The 19,843-nt window shown below is 46.7% G+C and carries 18 protein-coding genes; all 18 read left to right on the top strand.

Annotated features, from left to right (window positions below):
• The first annotated feature begins 168 nt into the window (after positions 1 to 168).
• The 18 genes from ACN6MW_RS06790 to ACN6MW_RS06705 all read left to right on the top strand — a co-directional run bounded on the left by ACN6MW_RS06790 (position 169) and on the right by ACN6MW_RS06705 (position 19,840).
• Positions 169 to 1,803 (top strand): extracellular solute-binding protein, encoded by a 1,635-nt coding sequence (locus ACN6MW_RS06790; RefSeq protein ID WP_419874774.1) that lies wholly within the window; start codon positions 169 to 171, stop codon positions 1,801 to 1,803.
• Between the two features lie 96 nt (positions 1,804 to 1,899).
• The gene (locus ACN6MW_RS06785; protein ID WP_419874773.1) at positions 1,900 to 2,850 is read left to right on the top strand and encodes an ABC transporter permease; all 951 of its coding nucleotides are present in this window, start codon (positions 1,900 to 1,902) and stop codon (positions 2,848 to 2,850) included.
• 9 nt (positions 2,851 to 2,859) lie between these two features.
• Positions 2,860 to 3,747 (top strand): carbohydrate ABC transporter permease, encoded by an 888-nt coding sequence (locus ACN6MW_RS06780; RefSeq protein WP_419874772.1) that lies wholly within the window; start codon positions 2,860 to 2,862, stop codon positions 3,745 to 3,747.
• A gap of 42 nt (positions 3,748 to 3,789) precedes the next feature.
• Positions 3,790 to 5,079 (top strand): glycoside hydrolase family 125 protein, encoded by a 1,290-nt coding sequence (locus tag ACN6MW_RS06775; RefSeq protein ID WP_419874771.1) that lies wholly within the window; start codon positions 3,790 to 3,792, stop codon positions 5,077 to 5,079.
• A gap of 131 nt (positions 5,080 to 5,210) precedes the next feature.
• A complete protein-coding gene (locus ACN6MW_RS06770; RefSeq protein WP_419874770.1) occupies positions 5,211 to 5,360 on the top strand; it encodes a hypothetical protein in 150 nt (49 codons plus the stop codon).
• 36 nt (positions 5,361 to 5,396) lie between these two features.
• Positions 5,397 to 8,666 (top strand): carbohydrate-binding protein, encoded by a 3,270-nt coding sequence (locus ACN6MW_RS06765; RefSeq protein ID WP_419874769.1) that lies wholly within the window; start codon positions 5,397 to 5,399, stop codon positions 8,664 to 8,666.
• 175 nt (positions 8,667 to 8,841) lie between these two features.
• On the top strand, positions 8,842 to 9,129 hold the full coding sequence (locus ACN6MW_RS06760) for a HesB/YadR/YfhF family protein (protein ID WP_419874768.1): 288 nt from the start codon (positions 8,842 to 8,844) through the stop codon (positions 9,127 to 9,129).
• Between the two features lie 217 nt (positions 9,130 to 9,346).
• Positions 9,347 to 10,261, top strand: a complete 915-nt coding sequence (locus ACN6MW_RS06755; RefSeq protein WP_419876286.1) for a LysR family transcriptional regulator — start codon at positions 9,347 to 9,349, stop codon at positions 10,259 to 10,261.
• A gap of 290 nt (positions 10,262 to 10,551) precedes the next feature.
• Entirely contained in the window at positions 10,552 to 11,388 is an 837-nt protein-coding gene (locus ACN6MW_RS06750; protein ID WP_419874767.1) for a transporter substrate-binding domain-containing protein, read from the top strand.
• Between the two features lie 26 nt (positions 11,389 to 11,414).
• Entirely contained in the window at positions 11,415 to 12,203 is a 789-nt protein-coding gene (locus ACN6MW_RS06745; protein WP_419874766.1) for an amino acid ABC transporter permease, read from the top strand.
• Positions 12,193 to 12,903 (top strand): amino acid ABC transporter permease, encoded by a 711-nt coding sequence (locus ACN6MW_RS06740; protein WP_364146129.1) that lies wholly within the window; start codon positions 12,193 to 12,195, stop codon positions 12,901 to 12,903. Before ACN6MW_RS06745 ends, ACN6MW_RS06740 begins: the two co-directional genes overlap by 11 nt.
• Entirely contained in the window at positions 12,900 to 13,652 is a 753-nt protein-coding gene (locus ACN6MW_RS06735; protein ID WP_419874765.1) for an amino acid ABC transporter ATP-binding protein, read from the top strand. The genes ACN6MW_RS06740 and ACN6MW_RS06735 overlap by 4 nt, the downstream gene beginning before the upstream one ends.
• Before the next feature lie 21 nt (positions 13,653 to 13,673).
• Positions 13,674 to 14,684 carry an LLM class flavin-dependent oxidoreductase gene (locus tag ACN6MW_RS06730; protein WP_419874764.1) on the top strand — a complete coding sequence of 337 codons (1,011 nt, stop codon included), beginning with the start codon at positions 13,674 to 13,676 and terminating at the stop codon, positions 14,682 to 14,684.
• Positions 14,681 to 15,871 (top strand): amidohydrolase, encoded by a 1,191-nt coding sequence (locus tag ACN6MW_RS06725; protein ID WP_419874763.1) that lies wholly within the window; start codon positions 14,681 to 14,683, stop codon positions 15,869 to 15,871. The genes ACN6MW_RS06730 and ACN6MW_RS06725 overlap by 4 nt, the downstream gene beginning before the upstream one ends.
• A complete protein-coding gene (solA, locus tag ACN6MW_RS06720) occupies positions 15,828 to 16,988 on the top strand; it encodes an N-methyl-L-tryptophan oxidase (protein WP_419874762.1) in 1,161 nt (386 codons plus the stop codon). Before ACN6MW_RS06725 ends, solA begins: the two co-directional genes overlap by 44 nt.
• Before the next feature lie 41 nt (positions 16,989 to 17,029).
• Entirely contained in the window at positions 17,030 to 17,524 is a 495-nt protein-coding gene (locus tag ACN6MW_RS06715) for a DinB family protein (RefSeq protein WP_419874761.1), read from the top strand.
• Positions 17,525 to 17,570: 46 nt separating this feature from the next.
• A complete protein-coding gene (locus ACN6MW_RS06710) occupies positions 17,571 to 18,107 on the top strand; it encodes a GNAT family N-acetyltransferase (RefSeq protein ID WP_419874760.1) in 537 nt (178 codons plus the stop codon).
• 398 nt (positions 18,108 to 18,505) lie between these two features.
• Positions 18,506 to 19,840 (top strand): LLM class flavin-dependent oxidoreductase, encoded by a 1,335-nt coding sequence (locus ACN6MW_RS06705; RefSeq protein ID WP_419874759.1) that lies wholly within the window; start codon positions 18,506 to 18,508, stop codon positions 19,838 to 19,840.
• Positions 19,841 to 19,843 lie beyond the last annotated feature (3 nt).

Raw genomic sequence — 19,843 nt, 5'->3', positions numbered from 1 at the left:
GCTCATCCTGAAAACCGAGGTACTTCGCGTACAGCGGTTTTTTTGCATTGTCGATAAAGGAAGATGAAACACTAGAAAGTGCTACAGAAAAGAAAAATGTTGCATATACGCTATTCGTGATAGCGCATACAATTTAAATATAAATAAGCAAAGGAGCTAATGAAAAAAATGGGGAAAAGCAGGAAATTCGCAGTGTTATTGATAACTTGCATTAGTTTGCTAGTGGCCAGCGGTTGTAATAGCGCAAAAAATGGTGGCAATGAAACAGCAAATCCGGTCAATGAAAGTGACTATAATCCTTACGGGAAATATGAAACGCCTGTCGAATTTACGATTGGCCGACATACCAATCATGTGAATAATTTGCCGGAGGGGGATACCATCGAGAATAACCTAGCTACACGATATGTGGAAAGCAGGGTGAATGTAAAAGCGAAAGTCGCCTGGGAGACAGATGATATGGGTCAGAAATTATCCCTTTCGATGACTACCGGTGATTTGCCTGATGTTATGCTGGTCAACCGGGAAATTTTCAATCAATTGGTAGATAATGATCTGATTGCCGATTTGACGGAGGTCTATGAAAAAACAGCATCCGATGGAATTAAGAAAATTTATGATTCTTATAGCAGTTTATTATTGGATCAAGTGAAGGTCGACGGCAAAATCATGGGACTTCCAATGACGAATATTGGGAATCAGCATCAACTATTGTGGGTGAGAAAAGATTGGGTTGATAAAGTTGGAGCTGAAATACCGAAAAGCTTGGATGATGTCTGGAATTTGGCAAAAACCTTTGTAGAAAAAGACGCTTCCGGAACGGGGAAAACGGTAGGATTTGTGATGGATCAGAATGCCATGAATTTTTCGCCTGTTTTTGCAGCACATCAAGCCTTTCCTGCGCAATGGATTACGGGTAAAGAGGGACAAGTCGTATACGGGTCAGTTCAGCCTGAAATGAAAGAAGCATTGGCAGATTTGAGCGATCGTTACAAAGAAGGAATTATAGATAAACAATTTGCAGTAAGATCGAATGAAGAAAAAGAAGCTCTGGTGATTAACGGTCAAGTAGGCATGCTATTTAATCCTTGGTGGATCGGATATACAAACTACAAGGATTCCATTAAAAAAGATCCGAATGCCGAGTGGGTAGCGGTTTCTGCTCCAGTAGACGCCAATGGGAAATTTAAGACGATTCGCCAAGACCCAATCGGCGGCGGGATCGTCGTCGTGAAAAAAGGATTTAAGCATCCGGAAGCGATTATGAAATCGATTAATTTAACAACGGACTTCTTATATTCCATGACCGATGATGCCGTGCAATACAAAAAAGAGCATTCGGATGAATTGTTAACAGATAAAAGCAGATGGAATAACGATCCTACTCAAATTCCAATGCAAGTCGATTATGACGATGTATTAAAGCGTTACTACGAAGACATTATGGAAACAGATAAATCCGGAGATGAATCCGCGATCCAGGAAGATCGGATTGTGTCCTATCGTGCTTATCAGGAGTTTAAAGAAAAAGGAAATAGTATTGATGTCAATACGTATGGCGAATATTTATCCCGAATTGAAGGCCAGCGAGAAGCGAATAACGAGAACCTTGAAGTGATTCCTGGCGGTTTTTATGGAACAACCGAAACGATGAAGATGAAGTGGGCTAATTTAAAAAAAATGGAAGAAGAAGTGATTCTAAAAATTATTATGGGTGAAGCGAAGATCGAAGAGTTTGATAAGTTTGTCGATACGTGGCATCGCACAGGCGGAGATGAAATTACCAAAGAGATAAATCAATAGGAATCAGCATCAGGTGGAGTCATGCTCCACCTGAACATTTTCGTTTAGCTGAAGCGGACGAGTTCACTAATTTAGATATAAGGATGTGATGCGAAAATGGCGCAAGTGGATATGAGTGTAACCAGAGAGGGAAAGGCCCTCAATAAAACACCTAAAAAACGGAACTGGTCTAACGGTATCGTTTATCATTTCATGCTGTTGCCCGGAATGATCATGCTGTTTATTTTTTCGATTGTTCCCATGTTTGGGGCCGTGATGGCCTTTCAAAGATTCATCCCTGCAAAAGGGATATGGGGTTCCGATTGGGTTGGCCTCGCCAATTTCACTTATATGTTTCAACTGCCGGACAGCAAGCAAATCTTCGTGAATACGATTGTCATAGCGCTGGGTAAAATTTTACTCGGCTTACTGGTGCCTATTTTTTTTGCCCTGTTATTGAATGAAGTAAGGCTTAAAATTTTCAAGAGTACGGTTCAAACCATTGTATATTTGCCGCATTTTATGTCATGGGTTGTCTTAGGAAGCATGCTTTCCATGATCTTTTCATACGACGGCATGGTAAACGGTTTGCTTGAATTTTTGGGTCTGGAACCAGTTATGTTTTTGGCAAGCAATACATGGTTTAGACCACTGCTTATTTTAACGGATACTTGGAAGGAGTTTGGCTACGGGACCATTATTTATTTGGCAGCCTTGACGGCAATTAATCCGGCATTATACGAATCGGCTGCACTTGACGGCGCTAATCGCTGGAGACAGATAAGAAGCATAACGCTGCCAGGAATCTTTCCAACCATCGTTTTACTAGGCACTTTGAGTTTGGGAAATGTATTGAATGCAGGGTTTGACCAGGTATTCAATCTATATAATCCGTTGGTATATGAAACAGGGGATATCATCGATACCTTTGTTTACCGTATGGGTCTGATCAACATGCAGTATTCGTTTGCTACAGCCATTGGATTAATGAAATCTGTCATTAGTTTTATTTTAATTATTCTCTCCTACAAGTTAGCTGCAAAATATGCCGGGTATAAGATTTTTTAGGAGGTAAACATGGTACAATCCAAAGCCCTGGGGTCCAGGTTTGTAAATATATCGATCATAACGGCACTCTTACTGATCACTTTTCTTTCAATCGTTCCAATGGTAAATACCATCGTTATTTCAATTAGCAGCAGTACAGCCGTGAATGCAGGAGAGGTTTATTTTCTCCCCGTAGATATTAATTTCTCCTCCTACGAAAAGATATTAAATGATTCGAAATTTTGGAAGGCATTTCTCGTCTCGGTGGAGCGGGTGATTCTTGGAGTCAGCCTGAATATGATTCTGACCATATTAATGGCATACCCGCTGTCTAGAAGTATCAAGCAGTTTAAGTCCAGAAACGTTTATATGTGGGTAATCATATTTACGATGTTATTTAGCGGCGGCATTGTCCCTTGGTTTATGGTCATTAGTAATCTGGGGCTGATCAATTCCATCTGGGCTCTCGTATTACCCGGAGCCGTCCCCGTATTTAATGTCATATTGCTGATGAATTTCTTTAAAGGAATTCCAAAGGAACTGGAAGAAGCCGCATTTATGGACGGAGCGGGCCCGCTAAAAATATTAACTCATATTTATCTTCCTGTTTCATTGCCAAGCTTAGCTACCATTGCCTTATTTTCCATTGTAGGCCATTGGAATAATTTCTTTGACGGCATTGTTTTAATCAATGACAGTACGAAAATTCCTTTGCAGACCTATCTTCAGCAGCTAAGCCTGACGCGTGACCAAATACAAAATCTTACGGTCGAGCAGCTTAAGGAGTTTAATAAGGTATCCAATGTCACCTTGAACTCGGCAAAAATTCTGGTGTCTATGATTCCTATTTTATTAATCTATCCCTTCCTTCAGCGCTATCTTATTCACGGAATCGTCTTAGGATCGGTAAAGGAATAGTTGAAAACGATGTTATAAACACCATCAATCACATTTAGGAGAATGATCATGCATAACAATACAGAAGAAAAAATCATTCAATACGTTAGCGAAAAAATGTCCAACCGGCCTAAAATCATTCAGATGTTCAAAAGCTGCTATCAGAATACGCTGGAAACAACCATTCGCCGGCATGAAGAGGATGGAACGGTATTCATGCTAACGGGAGATATTCCGGCCATGTGGCTGAGAGATTCCGTGAATCAACTCAGACCTTATTTAATGCTGGCAGCACAGGATACCGACCTGAAGAAAATCATCGAAGGGGTATTAAAAACACAATATCAATCCATTTTAAGAGATCCATATGCCAATGCATTTAATGAATACGATAATGGTAAAGGGCACCAAAATGATAAGACTGAAATGTCAGGATGGATCTGGGAAAGGAAATATGAAATAGATTCATTGTGTTATCCCATACAATTAGCCTATTTATATTGGAAAAACACAGGCGAAACGGGACACTTTACTCTCGATTTTGAAAAAGCGGTTAGGTTAGTTTTAAAAGTCTGGCGGACCGAGCAATATCACATGGAACAATCAAACTACACCTTTGAACGAGAAAATTGTCCTATCACAGACACTTTGGGTAGAAATGGAAAGGGCAGTGAGGTTGCTTATACAGGGATGACCTGGTCGGGATTCCGGCCAAGCGATGATGCCTGCAAGTATGGTTACTTGGTGCCTTCGAATATGTTCGCCGTGGTGGTTTTGAAGTATTTGGAGGAAATTAATGATTTGTTCATTCATGATCAGAGCCTGGGTCAAGAGATCATGACCATTCGGAATGATATCGAGCAAGGCATTGAACAATTCGCAGTCGTTAATGATGAAGAATTCGGTCAGGTTTATGCCTACGAGGTCGATGGATTAGGACAGGTCAACATAATGGACGATGCGAATGTACCAAGTTTGCTTTCGCTCCCCTATCTTGATTACTGCAAAAACGACGATTCGATTTATCTAAATACAAGAAAGATGATTCTTAGCCAAAGAAACCCTTACTATTATGAAGGAAAATATGCCAAAGGGATCGGAAGCCCGCACACACCGGAGCATTACATCTGGCATATCGCTCTATCCATACAAGGAATGACCGCTATCGATGAATCGGAGCGGAACGAAATACTGGATATGTTTGAACGTACAGACGCGGGCACGGATTTGGTTCATGAAGGATTTCATAAAGACAATCCGGGCGAATTTACCAGAGAATGGTTTTCTTGGTCCAATGCCATGTTCGTTGAATTTATATTAAGCGTATGCGGGCTGGAAATCAAAAAGTCCTAGTCAAATGATATATTAATATACCATTTGACTTTTAAATTGTATATTGACATTAGATTAGTATGAATATTATAGTGTTATTGAAAGCGCTTTATAACGAATGTGCTCGCTGCGGTCATACGGAGGGCCTTGGCTTGCTAACTCCGCGTGATTGGGTACAAAACGGAGCTGGAACGGGGATGATGCACGAAGGTTCTCTGGAGGACGGTCACCCGGCATTACATATTCTGATTCAACAAGTACATTTCTTGACGCGCTCTGCAGTGAATATCGAAGCGATCTGATAAAACCTATATTGAAATGGAGGTAATATTACGATTATGGCACTGAAAAAAACGAAACCTTCTGCGTTATTCGTGTTAACTTTGGCATTTTCCTTAATTTTTGCTTCAATGTCTGCCTTTGGTAGTACAAAAGCATATGCATTTACTTCATCAGATGCGGACACTGCGATGGAGGCATTTAACGCAAAGTTTTGGGATAGCGAGTCAAAGTATTTTTGGACGAATTCCAACCATGGCGACAGCTATCAAGGCTTCTGGGTGGAAGCAGAGCTTTGGGAGATGGTCATGGATGCGTATGTTCATACTTCTAATCCTACCTTGAAAGCAAAGCTTAGAACTCAGATTGACGATATATTCGATGGGACAGCAGCCAAGTATGGAGATGACTGGACAAACAATCATTTTAATGATGACATCATGTGGTGGGCAATGGCGTCCGCAAGAGCTTATGAAATAACGAAAGACCAAAAATATTTGGATAAGGCAAAATATTATTTTGATTTTGTATACGATACGCAATGGGATGACAACTTTGCAAACGGCGGAATCTGGTGGATGAATAGCGAGCATAACACAAAAAATTCCTGCATTAATTTCCCTGCGGCTCAAGCAGCTGTGTTTATGTATAACATTACCGGGGATGACCATTATCTAGATGCGGCTACCCGTATCTACAAATGGGGCAAGACGATGCTTACGGATGGCAATGGCAAAGTATTTGACCGCATAGAGCTTGAAAGAGGCGCTGTCCCTGATGCCACGCATTATAACCAGGGTACTTTCATTGGTGCAGCAGTAGGATTGTATCAAATAACAGGAAGTACCGTTTATCTTGATGATGCAGTGAAAGCCGCTAATTTCACCAAAAACCATTTAGTTGACGCAAACCAGTTGTTGAACTTTGAAGGGCCGAATGGGGATTTAAAGGGCGGCAAAACGATATTAATCCGTAATATGGCCTATCTTCAAGATGCTTTAAAAGAGAGAAGCGAAATTGCATACAAGCAGGTTCGTGAACAATTAAGCTACTGGCTTGCCTTCAATGCGCAAATGGCATGGAACCATAGAAATGCTGACAATATCATGGATGGAAACTGGGCAGGGCAGCTGCATGCCGGAACCTATGATTCTTGGTCAGCATCCAGTGCGGTTGAAGCGCTGACTGTTCTAGAATCACAAGATGTGGCTATCCAATATGCGGTTAAAGATCCTTACAAAAAAATAGAAGCGGAAAAGTATAATATCGGTACTGGATTCGTTATGGAGGACAGCACGGAGGGATCCAAGCAATTGGGAGGCATTCAGCCCGGAATGTATGCGGCTTATAAAAATGTCGATTTTGGATCCACCGGTGCAGTTGGATTTATTGCTAGAGCTGCAAGTGGAACAGGCGGGGGGAATATCGAAGTAAGGCTCGATTCCCTGGATGGCCCTAAAGTCGGCACCTTGAACGTACAAGGAACAGGCGGATGGAATAATTATACGGATGCCGTTACGGTTCTTAAGGATGATCAAGGAAATCCAATTACTATAACAGGAATACATGATGTATATCTGTCCTTCGCAAAAACAAACGATCAATATTTATTTAACTTAAACTGGTTTAAATTCACCACAACCGATCCAACGAAAACAGATGCATACGCAAGACTTAAGGCTGGAAATTTCGACAGCAGTTCAGGCCTAAGTAAAAATGCGGATGGCGGATTTTTAGAAGGCACTCATAACAACGCTTATGCCTCTTATAAAGGAATTGACTTTGGAACAGGCGCCGCAGGTGTTACTGTTCATGTAACAAGCGGTAATCAAGGCGGCACGATTGAAGTTAAACTGGACAGTCTGGACGGACCAACTGTAGGCGTAATAGGGATTCCGGCTTTAGGAGATTGGGATAACTGGGTTGACATCATGTCTAATATAGATGATACCAAAGCAGTAGGTATTCATGATCTATATCTCGTTTTCCATGGAACAAATGAAAGCGACTTCCCTATTAATTTGGATTGGTTCACTTTTTCAACAGTGAAAGGGCAAGCAAAGGACGCTTATGGCAAGCTTGAGGCTGAACACTATACGAGCGGTGTAGGATTTGGTACAGAAAATGGCGGAGGCCAAACCTACCTGGCGGGAATATATGGTCCTAATAAACCATATGCCATGTATAATTATATTGACTTTGGAAGCACAAGCCCATCCAAATTTACCGTTAATGCAGCAACAGACACAGGCGGAGGAACGATTGAAGTAAGAATTGACAGCATGAATGGCCCAGTTATAGCTACAAGTACGGTTTCAGGAACAGGCGGTTGGCAGAACTTCAAGGTTGTCTCAGCAGATGTTACAGCTCCTGTAACGGGTAAGCATATTGTTTTCCTACTATTTAAAGGAGGAGACTGGTTATATAACTTTGATAAATTCACTTTCGGTGATCCTGCCGTATTTACAGCACCAACTCCCCCGCCTGTACCTGAAGAGGACCATGTTGCTCCAGGAGAGGGGGAAAATGTTCAAATCATTCGTAGCGATGACAATATGAAATTGTATTGGGACGGTCCATATGATATCGATGGTCAAAAGGTGCAAATCTCTTTATTAATCAATGGACAACAGGTTGGAGACGTAATAGAAGTGAATAGAGGCATACAAACCGCTGCTATATCAGGAATTGAAAGGGATACAAGCTACGACATCTTAATAAAAACGGTAGATAAGTCAGGAAATGTTTCACAGGGAATAATGATTGATGATAAGAATTTACCTTCATTTTCACTTTCTGCAAACGACAAGGTTTTAAAAGAGGGTGAATCTTTTGAAGATTACATGGCTTTAAACTTCAAAATAAGCGGCAGCTTAGCGGCTATAAAATCCGCAATAATCACAATTGACGGTAAACAATATACGATTAATCCTCAGATAAAGGACAGTATAGCCATTGATATGGCCGGAAATTTAGGCGATAAGACGGCAACTGTTGCAATGGAGGATTACTCAGGCAACATGCTTCGGCAAACCTTTAAATTTAATGTTGCCGCTAGCGTAAATTCCATGAAACAATTAATAGCTCGTTTCAAGGATTCAGGAGAAATAAGTGGAGCGATGATACCTCAGCTTACCAATGCTCTTGTTCAGGTTCAACATCAACTTGATAGTGGGAAACAGAATAATGCGATTAAACATATGAAGGATTTTATTAAGCACTTAAATAATAAAGCTTTAAGTCATAACGTTAAAGACGGTGCCAAAGCGATTCTGAATTCGGATGCTCAATCCCTAATTGATAGTTGGCAAAATAGCAGTTCGGAGTAGATCAAATCTGATGAAACAACCTCACGGTTTTAATTAACTGTGAGGTTGTTTCATGCTTGCTGAAGGTCGATTTTACGATGAAAGAATATTTTAAACAAATAAATTTGTAGTGTTGACATCGGTTCGCATATTCGTAATGATGGAATAGAATAGGTAGTGGAAGGAGATGACCGCGATGAATTTAGTAGTGGAGAAGTCAGCGGCTCGTTGGTATAAACAGGAAATGGGTTTGACAGAGGGTGAATCGATTCGCATCTTTGTCCGCCTGGGCGGCTGCGGCAGCGTTCATCCGGGGCTTTCGCTCGGTGTTACTAAGGATGAGCCAAGAAGCGTTGGGCTTCGCGAGGACGTAGACGGCATTACTTATTTCATCGAGGAAGATAATTTGTGGTATTTAGAAAATAAATCGCTGCGGATTTCCTTTGACGAAAAGGATGAAGAAATTATTATGACTGTAGAATAGCGGCAGCCGGATGGATCTCATCCTGCTCCTTCTCTCTGCATTAGCCCAAATAGTAGACCAACGAATACCCCGCGAGGGGTATTTTGTTGTTTATCCCCTATGAAGACCTGCAAAGCGATATAGATCCGATTTGACAGCCAACCCTTTCGTTTGTTATTTTAAATTAATATATTCTTAGTGGTTTAGTTGGTTTAAATGGGTTGAGGGGGTGCAGGAGATTAACATTGAAAATATCGAGGCGTTTGTTTACGTCATTCATTGCGGGAGCTTCAATAAAGCGGCAGATGCGTTGTATTTGTCGCAGCCATCCGTCACGGCTAGAATTAAATCGCTTGAGCACGAGCTTGATTGCAAGCTGTTCGACCGGCAGGGAAAACAGATTCAAATCACGGAGGATGGGAAACGGTTTCTGCCCTATGCGCAGCAGCTGCTGCTTATCTATCAGAAGGGCAAGCTGCATATTAATCAGAAGAAATCGCTTCCTGACGAGTTCCGAATCGGCTGTACCGTATCCGTCTCCAATTATATCATTCCGGACTTATTGCCTCGCTTGAAGCAAAGGTTTCCGAATACGCATTATAAAATCGTTACCAACACGACGGATGTGATTATGAATAAGGTGCTCGGCAAGGAAGTGGATATCGGTTTTGTTCGCAACGTGAACCATCCCAGCCTGCAATCGACGAAGTTTTATGAGGATCCGATCCGGCTGTATGCCTACGACGGACATCCTTTTCTGACGACGGAGAGCTTAACGATTGAAGCGATCGCGGAGCAGCCGCTCGTGTTTTTTGAGTGCGGCTCCTTGGATTGGCTTCGTATTCACCGTATTTTCGAGCATCTGGATACGCCCCCCAACATCCAAATTCAAACGGACAACTCCGAGCTGGCTAAGAAGCTGGTCATTCAAAAGGCAGGCATCGGTTTTCTCCCCGATTTATGCGCCCAGCAGGAACTGCGCGACGGGAAGCTTTATCAGATTCGTGTCCCGGAGACAGAAGGCATATCCCTGCAAACCAATCTCATTTCCCATCATGGGGAGCATCTCGCGTTTCTGGACGCGATTACGGAGATCGGCAAGCAGCTTGCCGAGGAGAAGCGCAGCTTATCGGTAAATGAAATGCTTTTATAGAAAAGCTCTATTATCCGAAGAGACGTAATCATGGTAAAGTTGGATTGTCAGTTAAGCCGATTGAAATAGTGTGATTAAACATGTTCATCCGCTGCTCCTTCTGAAGCAGCGGATTTTTTATTGCCGAGGCCAATGAATCAGACAAATCAATTTACTTATAGAAGATCTCTATAAGAAATAGGATTGACGAAGGCAATCTTTGGATGGTAAAGTGAATGCAACACTAATCCTTACTTAACAGGTAGGAATTATAAGGATTTAAATTATTTTATTCATTGGGGGAAAAGAAAATGAAAAAAGCATTCTTTTTATCAATCGCAATCGTAATGGCACTAACTCTTGCAGGCTGCGGCAGCAACAAAAATAACGCAGGCGCAGGTGCAGAAGCAGCTAGCGGAAATGCCTCGAAAGAAGTAACAAAGATCGTCGTAGGCACAGGGACACAATTTCCTAACGTTTGCTTTATAGACGAGAACGGAAAGCTGACCGGCTTCGATGTTGAGTTGGTAAGAGAAATCGATAAACGTCTGGCAGACTACGAGTTTGACATCCAAACGCTTGAATTTACCAACCTTCTGCTGAGCTTAGAAACGAAAAAAATCGACCTGGTTGCACACGAAATGGAGAAAAATCCGGAACGCGAGCAAAAATATTTGTTCAACACGGAGCCGTACGCGCACTGGAGAAACAAAATTATCGTCGCAAAGGACAATGATTCCGTTCAAACGCTTGATGATCTAAAAGGCAAAAAAGTGTTGACGACGGCAACGAGCGCACAATCGACCATTCTAGAAAACTATAACAAAGAAAACAATAACGCCATTGAAATCGTGTACCAAAACGGCGGAGCTAACGATTCCGTAGCTCAAGTAACATCTGGCCGCGTAGACGCATTTTTGGCAGCCGACTTCACGCTATCGCTTATCGATTCGAAACAAGAGCTGAAAGCAGTAGGGCCAGCGCTTAGCGAAGCAGACATTTTGTTCATGTTCCGCAAAGACGATCCAGAGCAAAAGAAACTCTCCGACGCGGTTGACGGAGCGATTAAAGAGCTTAAAACAGACGGCACGCTTGCAAAGCTAAGTTCTGAATGGTTAGGCAACGACTTTACTTCCGAAGAAAAATAAACGCGGGTGAAAGGTGAGATGGCTGGATGGGAGAACCATTTGATATCAGTTATGTGTTCGAATATCTAGTAAAGCTGCTGCCTACCTTGAAAGTCACTCTTCTTATTGTAGTGAGTTCCATCGTAATCGGGCTGGGCGTCGGGTTTATCGTCGCCCTTCCCCAGCTTTATAAGATTCCGATTTTAAGACGTTTTTCTCAGGTGTATCTCTCTTTTTTCAGAGGCACGCCGATCTTGATTCAGTTGTTTTTGTTTTATTACGGCCTTCCTGAAATATTGAAGCTCGTTCATGTAGACGTTGCAAAGGTACCGGCTTTGTATTTTGTCATTCTCACCTACGCCCTGCACAGCGGAGCCTATATGGCGGAAATGATTCGCGCAGCCGTCGGAGCGGTGGACCGCGGACAGGTTGAAGCGGCTTACTCGGTTGGCATGACAGGATTTCAAGCCTTTACGCGGATCGTCCTTCCGCAAGCCATGGCGATATCGGTTCCGGTATTCGCAAATCTAGTCATCGCGAACCTGAAGGACACCTCGCTTGCTTTTTCGTTAGGCATTATGGAATTGACGGGCAAATCGCAAACGCTCGCCGTGATGTCCAGGCATTTCGTTGAAACGTACATTTCGCTCGCAATCATCTATTTTATCATCAGCTTTGGACTTGAAAAGCTGTTCCATCTTATTGAACACAAGCTGTTAAAGCATGAACGCCGTATAGCGTCTGAGGATAAAGAACCTCGTTTGAAAAAAGGGAAAGCAAGGTGGCTCGCAATAGGACCGGGCTTTGGCAGAGGGGGACGGGAAAATGAAGCTTGATTTTGCATTTATATGGACGGCTTTTCTTCAGCTGCTTACCGCCGTGCCGACGGCACTCGCGATAACGGCCGTTTCCGTTTTCTGCGGCCTCATCATTGGTACCACTGTAGCGGTTATACGGCTTTACAAGGTGCCTGTCCTTTATCCGATCGCGGCTTCTTATGTCACCTTTATCCGCGGTACGCCGATGCTGACGCATTTATTGCTTATCTATTTCGGGCTGCCGATTATCGTCGACGCTGTCGCCGGTGCCTTGGGACTATCCTTTCGGTCGGTCTCCATTCCAATGATTGGGTTCGCATATGTATCATTCTCCATCACGGCCGGCGCATATATGTCAGAGGTAGTGAGATCGGGTTTGCTGGCCGTTAACCGCGGACAAATCGAAGCGGCTTACTCAGTCGGCATGACGACCTCGCAGGCCATGCGAAGAATTATTTTACCGCAAGCCTTTGCGGCAAGTTTACCGAACTTATCGAACATGGTTATTGGAATGCTGCACGGGTCAACACTGGCCTTTACCGTATCGGTCGTGGAAATTAACGCGAAAGCGCAAATCGTCGCGACGACGAACTGGAAGTTTTTCGAGGCTTATTTGGCGGCTGCCATCATTTTCTGGGGATTGACCTTTATCATCGAGCGTCTGACCGCATTAGCCGAGAAGCGCTTTAACCTTTATAACAGAGGCGGTGTCTCATGATTAAGCTGACACAGATTAGGAAGAGCTTTGGGCGCAATGAGGTGCTGAAGGGCATCGATCTAACCGTAAAGAAAGGCGAAGTCGTGGCTATACTCGGGCCGAGCGGCTCCGGCAAAACGACGCTTCTGCGCTGCATCAACTATTTGGAGAAGCCGAATGACGGCCAGATCTCCATTGATGATTTCTCGGTCAACTGCAAACGTCCGGAAAAAAGGGATATTCATACGCTTCGCCAGAAGAGCGCGATGGTGTTTCAGCAATATAACTTATTCAAGCATAAGACGGCCGTCGAGAACGTCATGGAAGGACTCGTCATCGTCAAGAAGATTCCGAAGGATGAGGCCCGCAAGAAAAGCGTGGAGCTGCTCGAGAAAGTCGGCCTCGGCAATAAGCTGGATGCCTATCCAAGCGAGCTCTCCGGGGGACAGCAGCAGCGCGTTGGCATCGCCCGGGCGCTTGCGCTGAATCCGGAGGTGATCCTGTTCGATGAGCCAACCTCGGCGCTTGATCCGGAGCTTGTCGGCGAAGTGCTTGGCGTTATTCGCAAAATTGCGCGGGAAGGCATCACGATGATTATTGTGACGCATGAAATGGGCTTTGCGCAGGATGTAGCCAGCCATGTCGTGTTCATGGACGGCGGCGTCATTGTCGAAGAAGGCAAGCCGAATGAGATTTTTAATGATCCAAAGGAAGAACGGACAAAGCAATTTTTGAAGCGAATCACACCGGAAGGTGTTTATTCCATCTAACGCATAGAGGAGCGAATCAATATGTCACTCAAATTTGGCATTCTGGATCAAAGCATTATTTTCCCCGGACAGACAGCTTCAGAAGCTTTAGGAAATACCGTTAAGCTGGCGCAGCTCGCGGAAACGCTGGGCTTCGAACGCTTCTGGGTATCGGAGCATCATGATTCCCCAGGCATGGCAGGCTCCTCGCCGGAGGTGCTTATCGCTTATTTGCTGGCCCAAACCAAATCGATACGTATAGGTTCAGGCGGCGTAATGCTGCAGCATTACAGCCCTTATAAAGTAGCGGAAAATTTCAACGTGCTGGCCTCCTTGGCACCCGGGCGGGTAGAGCTCGGGATCGGGCGTGCACCCGGGGGGCTGCCTCGTTCGACTAAAGCATTGCAGAAGGGCGTTGCGGAAGCGGCGACCTTGGCCGAGAAGCTGACGGAGCTAGAGCAGCTGCTCGTTGCGCCGACAGGAGCAGAGCATCCGCTTGCCGGTTTAGAAGCAAGTCCATTGCCTGTTCACCCGGCCGATATCTATTTGCTCGGCACGAGCGTTTCAAGCGCGGAGCTGGCTGCGGAGAAGGGTTATCCGTATGCTTTTGCCTTATTTATTAATAATGATCCGGATACGGCCCGGAAAGCGATCGAGACGTACCGGAATAACTTTAACCGCTCGTTTGGCGGAGAGCCGAAAACCATTTTGGCTTTGTCCGTTATCGCTTCGGATTCAGAGGAGGAAGCGAATGCGTTAGCCGGGCATTTTAAAAGCGTGAGAGTCACGCTGGCAAGCGGTAAAACCGTTAATGTGGGCTCGCTCGAGCAGGCAAAGGAGTTCGCCCGGCAAGCAGGCGAGGATTACACCGCCGAAGAGCGGGAAGCGGATATTACGAGAGGCACCAAGGAAACGGTTCGGAAACGGCTGCTGGAGATCCAAGAGCAATACGGCGTGGATGAATTCGTCTTTACGACGATCATTCCTGATTTCGCCAAACGCATTCGTTCCTTTGAGCTGCTGAAGGAAGCCTTTGAAGGAGAATTAGTATGAGCGGCTTCTCGGCAGAATCGATAGAGCAGCAGCTAGTAGCTATTCGCAGGCAGCTTCATGAGCATCCCGAGCTGTCCCATGAGGAATTCGAAACGACAGCCGCCATTCGCGACTGGTTGACGGAAGCCGGCATTCGGATCGTTGAACATGGTCTGAAAACGGGGGTCATCGCGGAGGTTGGCGGTCGAAATGGCGGACCGGTCGTAGCCGTTCGGGCAGATATAGATGCGCTGCCGATCCAAGAGGAAACGGGACTGCCGTTTGCTTCCAAAATACCGGGAAAAATGCATGCCTGCGGCCATGATTTCCACACCTCTGCGATTCTCGGAACAGCCTTGCTGTTGAAGGAGCGCGAACAGGAGCTGCAGGGCACCGTAAGATTCCTCTTCCAGCCCGCCGAAGAGAAGGCGAAAGGAGCGGGGCTGCTCATCGCAAGCGGGGCGCTCGCAGGCGTGGATGCAGTGTTCGGCATGCATAATAAGCCGGATTTGCCGGTCGGTACCATTGGTATCAAAGGAGGCCCGCTCATGGCCGCGGCAGACGGCTTTGTTGTTGAGGTGGAAGGCCGCGGCAGCCATGCGGCAGTGCCGGAGGCAGGGCTTGACCCGATCGTGACGGCGGCGCATATCATTACGGCGCTGCAGTCGATCGTAAGCCGCAATGTGAGTGCGCTGGACAGCGCGGTCGTCAGCGTGACGAGGCTGCATGCGGGTACGGCCTGGAATATTATTTCCGAAAAAGCGGTTTTTGACGGCACGCTGCGCACCTTTAACGAGCAGGTACGCTTGGCTGTGCGGGAGCGTCTGGAGCAGATTGTAAACGGCGTAGCATCAGCCTTTGCAACCAAGGCGCATGTGAAATGGATTGAAGGCCCGCCGGCGGTCGTGAACGATCAGAAATGGGCGGATCAAGCGACTGTGACTGCTGAAGCAGCGGGATTTACCGTCGTGGAGCCGATCCCTTCGCCGGCAGGCGAGGACTTTGCTTTCTATTTGAAGGAAACCGAGGGGCTGTTCGTATTTCTCGGCACGGCAGGCCCGCAGGAGTGGCATCATCCAGCCTTTGATTTAGATGAGAAGGCTTTGCCGATCGCTGCTTCGTTTTTTGCATCGCTCGCTTCGGATGCATTGCGCAAGCTGGCGGATGAGCGCTCGCGAGGAGGACGACCGCATTCCGAAATCATATGACGCCATCGTCGTTGGAGCCGGCTCGATGGGCATGAGCGCAGGTTATGAGCTTGCGTTGCGCGGAGCAAAGACGCTGCTTATTGATGCGTTTAATCCTCCGCACAGCAATGGAAGCCATCATGGCGAGCCTCGTCTGATCCGGCATGCCTACCACGGAGGCGATACGTATGTGAAGATGGCGCTGCGCGCGGACGAGAGATGGCTTGCACTCGAGCAGGCAACCGGCCAAAAGCTGCTGGAGCGGTCCGGCGTGCTGAATATGGCGGAAACGAGCTTTTACAATTACGACGGCAGGCTGAATGATGCGGTCTCGAACGGCGTGCAGGTCGAGCTGCTGAAAGCGGCAGAGATTAACCGGCGGTTTCTCGGCATTCAGCTGGACGATTCGTTCCAGGGTATGTATGAACCGAATGCAGGCTACCTGTACAGCGAGAAATGCGTAGCTGCTTACAAGCAGCAGGCGCTGGCGGCCGGAGCCGAGCTTCTGACGGATACTTTCGTTACGGATATCAAAGCCGGTGCAGCAAGCGTCACCGTATATACTAAGGATGCCGTTTATACGGCTCCTCAGATCATCATTACCGTAGGCGCATGGTTCAAAATGCTTTCGAATCATGTCAAGCTCCCGATCCGCGCGGTCCGCAAGGTCGTTGGCTGGTTCGAAACGAGCTCGCCGAGCTTTGATGCAGGCGTTTTTCCCGGCTTCACCTGGGGAGGAGCGGCCGGCGGATATTACGGCTTCCCGAGTATCGGGGGCGCAGGCATCAAGATTGGCAGGCATGACACGGGAGAAGAATGGCAGCCCGGCGGGCCGATTGCTCCGTTTGGCGCCTATCCGGAGGATGAGGAAGACCTGCGCCGCGCTCTTGATGCGTTTGTACCGGGAGCAGCGGGTAAGCTTTTGGCAAGCGCGGTATGCAAATACGAGTTTACTCCTGACGAAGATTTCATTATTGATTCGCATCCGGAGCATGCCAATGTGCTGCTTGCCGGAGGGTTTTCCGGCCACGGCTTTAAATTTGCCAGCGTTGTCGGCGAGATTTTGGCTGACAAAATGGAACGAAAAGATACGGGCTTTGATCTTCGGCTATTCGAGATTAGCCGTTTTAGCAAGTAATGAAGAGGCATAATTGACCCCATTTTGAAGGAGGAGCTTACATGAGCCAGTCCACTGTCGATGTGCAGGCGTATTTGCAAGCCTACGATCAAATCGAGCAAGAAATTGAGGGATTAACGGAAGTACAGCTGAAATGGAAGGCTGCACCTGAATCCTGGAGCATAACGGAGGTCCTCGCGCATCTCGTGGATCACAGTATCGTGGTATCCTTCCGCGTTCGGGAAATATTGGCTGGATCCGAAGTGAAATTGCCGTTATTCAACCAGGATGCCTGGGTATCGGGCCAGAAGGCAAACGAGAGCGACGCGCAGGATATTCTGATTGCCGCAAGGGCGCTCGTTCAATATAACAGCCTGCTGTTTAATCGTCTGACGGATGAGGAATGGAGCAAAGCAGGCATTAACTTTAAAGGCGAGGCAGTAGCAATAGCTGCGATCGTACCGGCTTTTGTCGCCCATGTTCAAGTTCACTTGGCACAAATCCGCAGGATTAAGCAGGGCGAATTAGGCTCCCTTAATTCCAGCTGCGCCATTTAACCATTAAAGCGTCTGCTACAATTTCAGAAAGAGCGGGTGATGAAGCATGCCGGAAAATGCAGTGGTTATACGGGGAGCAGAGCCGACCGATCGCGAAGCAACCCGGGAAGTGCTGCTCGATGCTTATGGGCAGTATGAGCTGGAGCTTCCCGAGCCAGCTTGGATACAGTATAAAGAAAGCATCCTTGAGGCCGTTGATGGCGCAGCCACAAAGGCGCGGCTGGTTGCGGTGCTGAATGGGGAGGTCGTCGGGAGCGTATTCCTGTTCGATTCCTCGGAGGCGGCTTACGGCCGGCCCGAGCTGGATATTCAATCGCCGATCATTCGCCTGCTTGCCGTATCGAAGAAAGCGCGAGGCTTCGGCGTCGCGACTGAGCTTATTCGCGCAAGCGCCAAGCTGGCAAGAGATTGGGGCGCGGATACGCTGCATCTCCATACCTCGGATATGATGGATTCGGCTGTTCGGCTGTATGAGCGGCTGGGCTTTGAACGTGCGTTCGACAAGGATTTGATAAACGGGGAAACGCTCGTAAAGAGCTACCGGCTCCAGTTGAAGGAAGCGCCTTTGCTGCAAGCGCAATAGCGAAGGGCTGGCGGCAGGAGCGGCATCTCGATAGGAGCTCAGCTAGCTCTATGGAGCTTTTGCAGCAGAAGAACCTCAAATGGGTGAAGGATTAACAGGCTATATTGCACTTTATACATCAGAAACCTCTCTGGGGAACGTTTAGTCCGGCTGCACTGCAGTTAGTGCAGTAGAAAAGCATCATACGGCCCGCTTTGCGGCCTAGGAGGCTCATTCTGCTGTACAAAGTACATTGTAGACTCGTCCGGACAGGTTTGCGGTACATTCTGTTGCAGAAAGTACACGGTAAGGTCTCCTCGTAATAGGCGGGAGTGATTTTGCTTCTGTTAAAACGCCTGTTACGGTCTTTTAGAAATAAGTAGGGTTACGAACCAATGAAAATCGGGAGGTTGTTTATAATGGCGAATCGCAAACAAATTAAGTTTGGCGCATTGATTCATGGCGTAGGAGGCAATGTATCGGCGTGGCGGCATCCGGAAGTGCCGGCTGATGCGAGCGTTAATTTCCAGTTCTATACCCAGCAGGCGCAGACAGCGGAAGCGGGCAAGTTTGATCTTGTATTTATTGCCGACGGTCTCTACATTAACGAAAAATCGATTCCTCATTTTTTAAATCGCTTTGAACCGATTACGATATTGTCCGCACTGGCTGCTGTCACCTCCAAAATAGGGCTCGTTGGAACGCTGTCAAGCTCATACAGCGAACCGTTTACGGTAGCGAGGCAGTTTGGTTCGCTGGACCATATTAGCGGCGGCCGCGCAGGTTGGAACGTAGTTACGTCTCCGCTTGAAGGCTCGGCAAGCAATTTCAGCAAAACGGATCACCCGACGCATGACGAGCGCTATAAAATAGCGGAGGAATACCTCGAGGTGACGCGCGGATTATGGGATTCATGGGAGGATGACGCTTTCGTTCGAGACAAAGAGTCGGGCGTATTCTTCGATCCTTCCAAGCTGCACCGTCTTGACCATAAAGGCGAGTATTTCTCTGTGCAAGGTCCGCTTAATATCGCGCGTTCGAAGCAGGGTCATCCGGTTATTTTCCAGGCAGGCTCCTCGGAGAGCGGCAAGAAGCTGGCAGGCAAAGCAGCAGATGCCGTCTTCACTGGTCATGAGAACATCGAAGATGCGAAAGCTTTTTATAAGGACGTGAAGGACCGCGCGGTTGCGGAAGGCCGTTCGGCTGACGATATTGTCATCCTGCCCGGCATTGGGCCGATTATCGGACGTACGGAAGAGGAAGCGGAGCGCAAGTATCAAGAGCTTGCCGGGCTTGTCACGATCGAGAACGCGCTGAATTATTTGGGTCGTTTCTTCGAGCACCATGACTTCTCGCAATACCCGCTTGACGAGCCGTTCCCTGAACTCGGGGATCTTGGGCATAACAGCTTCCGCAGCGGTACGGATAAAATTAAAAAAACGGCCAAGGAGCAAAATTTGACGCTTCGCCAGGTTGCGCTTCAATCCGCTACGCCGCGCGGACAGTTTATCGGTACGCCGGAAAAGGTGGCCGATCTCATTCAGCAGTGGCATGAAGAAGGCGCCGCGGACGGCTTCATTATCCATTCCTCCATTCCAAGCGGCTTGAATGATTTTGTGGAGCTGGTCGTTCCGATTCTCCAGGAACGCGGGATTTACCGTACCGATTATGAATCCGATACGCTGCGCGGCAATTTAGGCTTGCCGATTCCGACAAACCGCTATACCAAAGAAAAAGAGAAAGTAAACAGCTAATCG

The organism is Pristimantibacillus sp. PTI5, assembly GCF_048572955.1.
GTDB lineage: Bacteria > Bacillota > Bacilli > Paenibacillales > Paenibacillaceae > Pristimantibacillus.
This window is presented reverse-complemented; position numbering and strand designations above follow the sequence as displayed.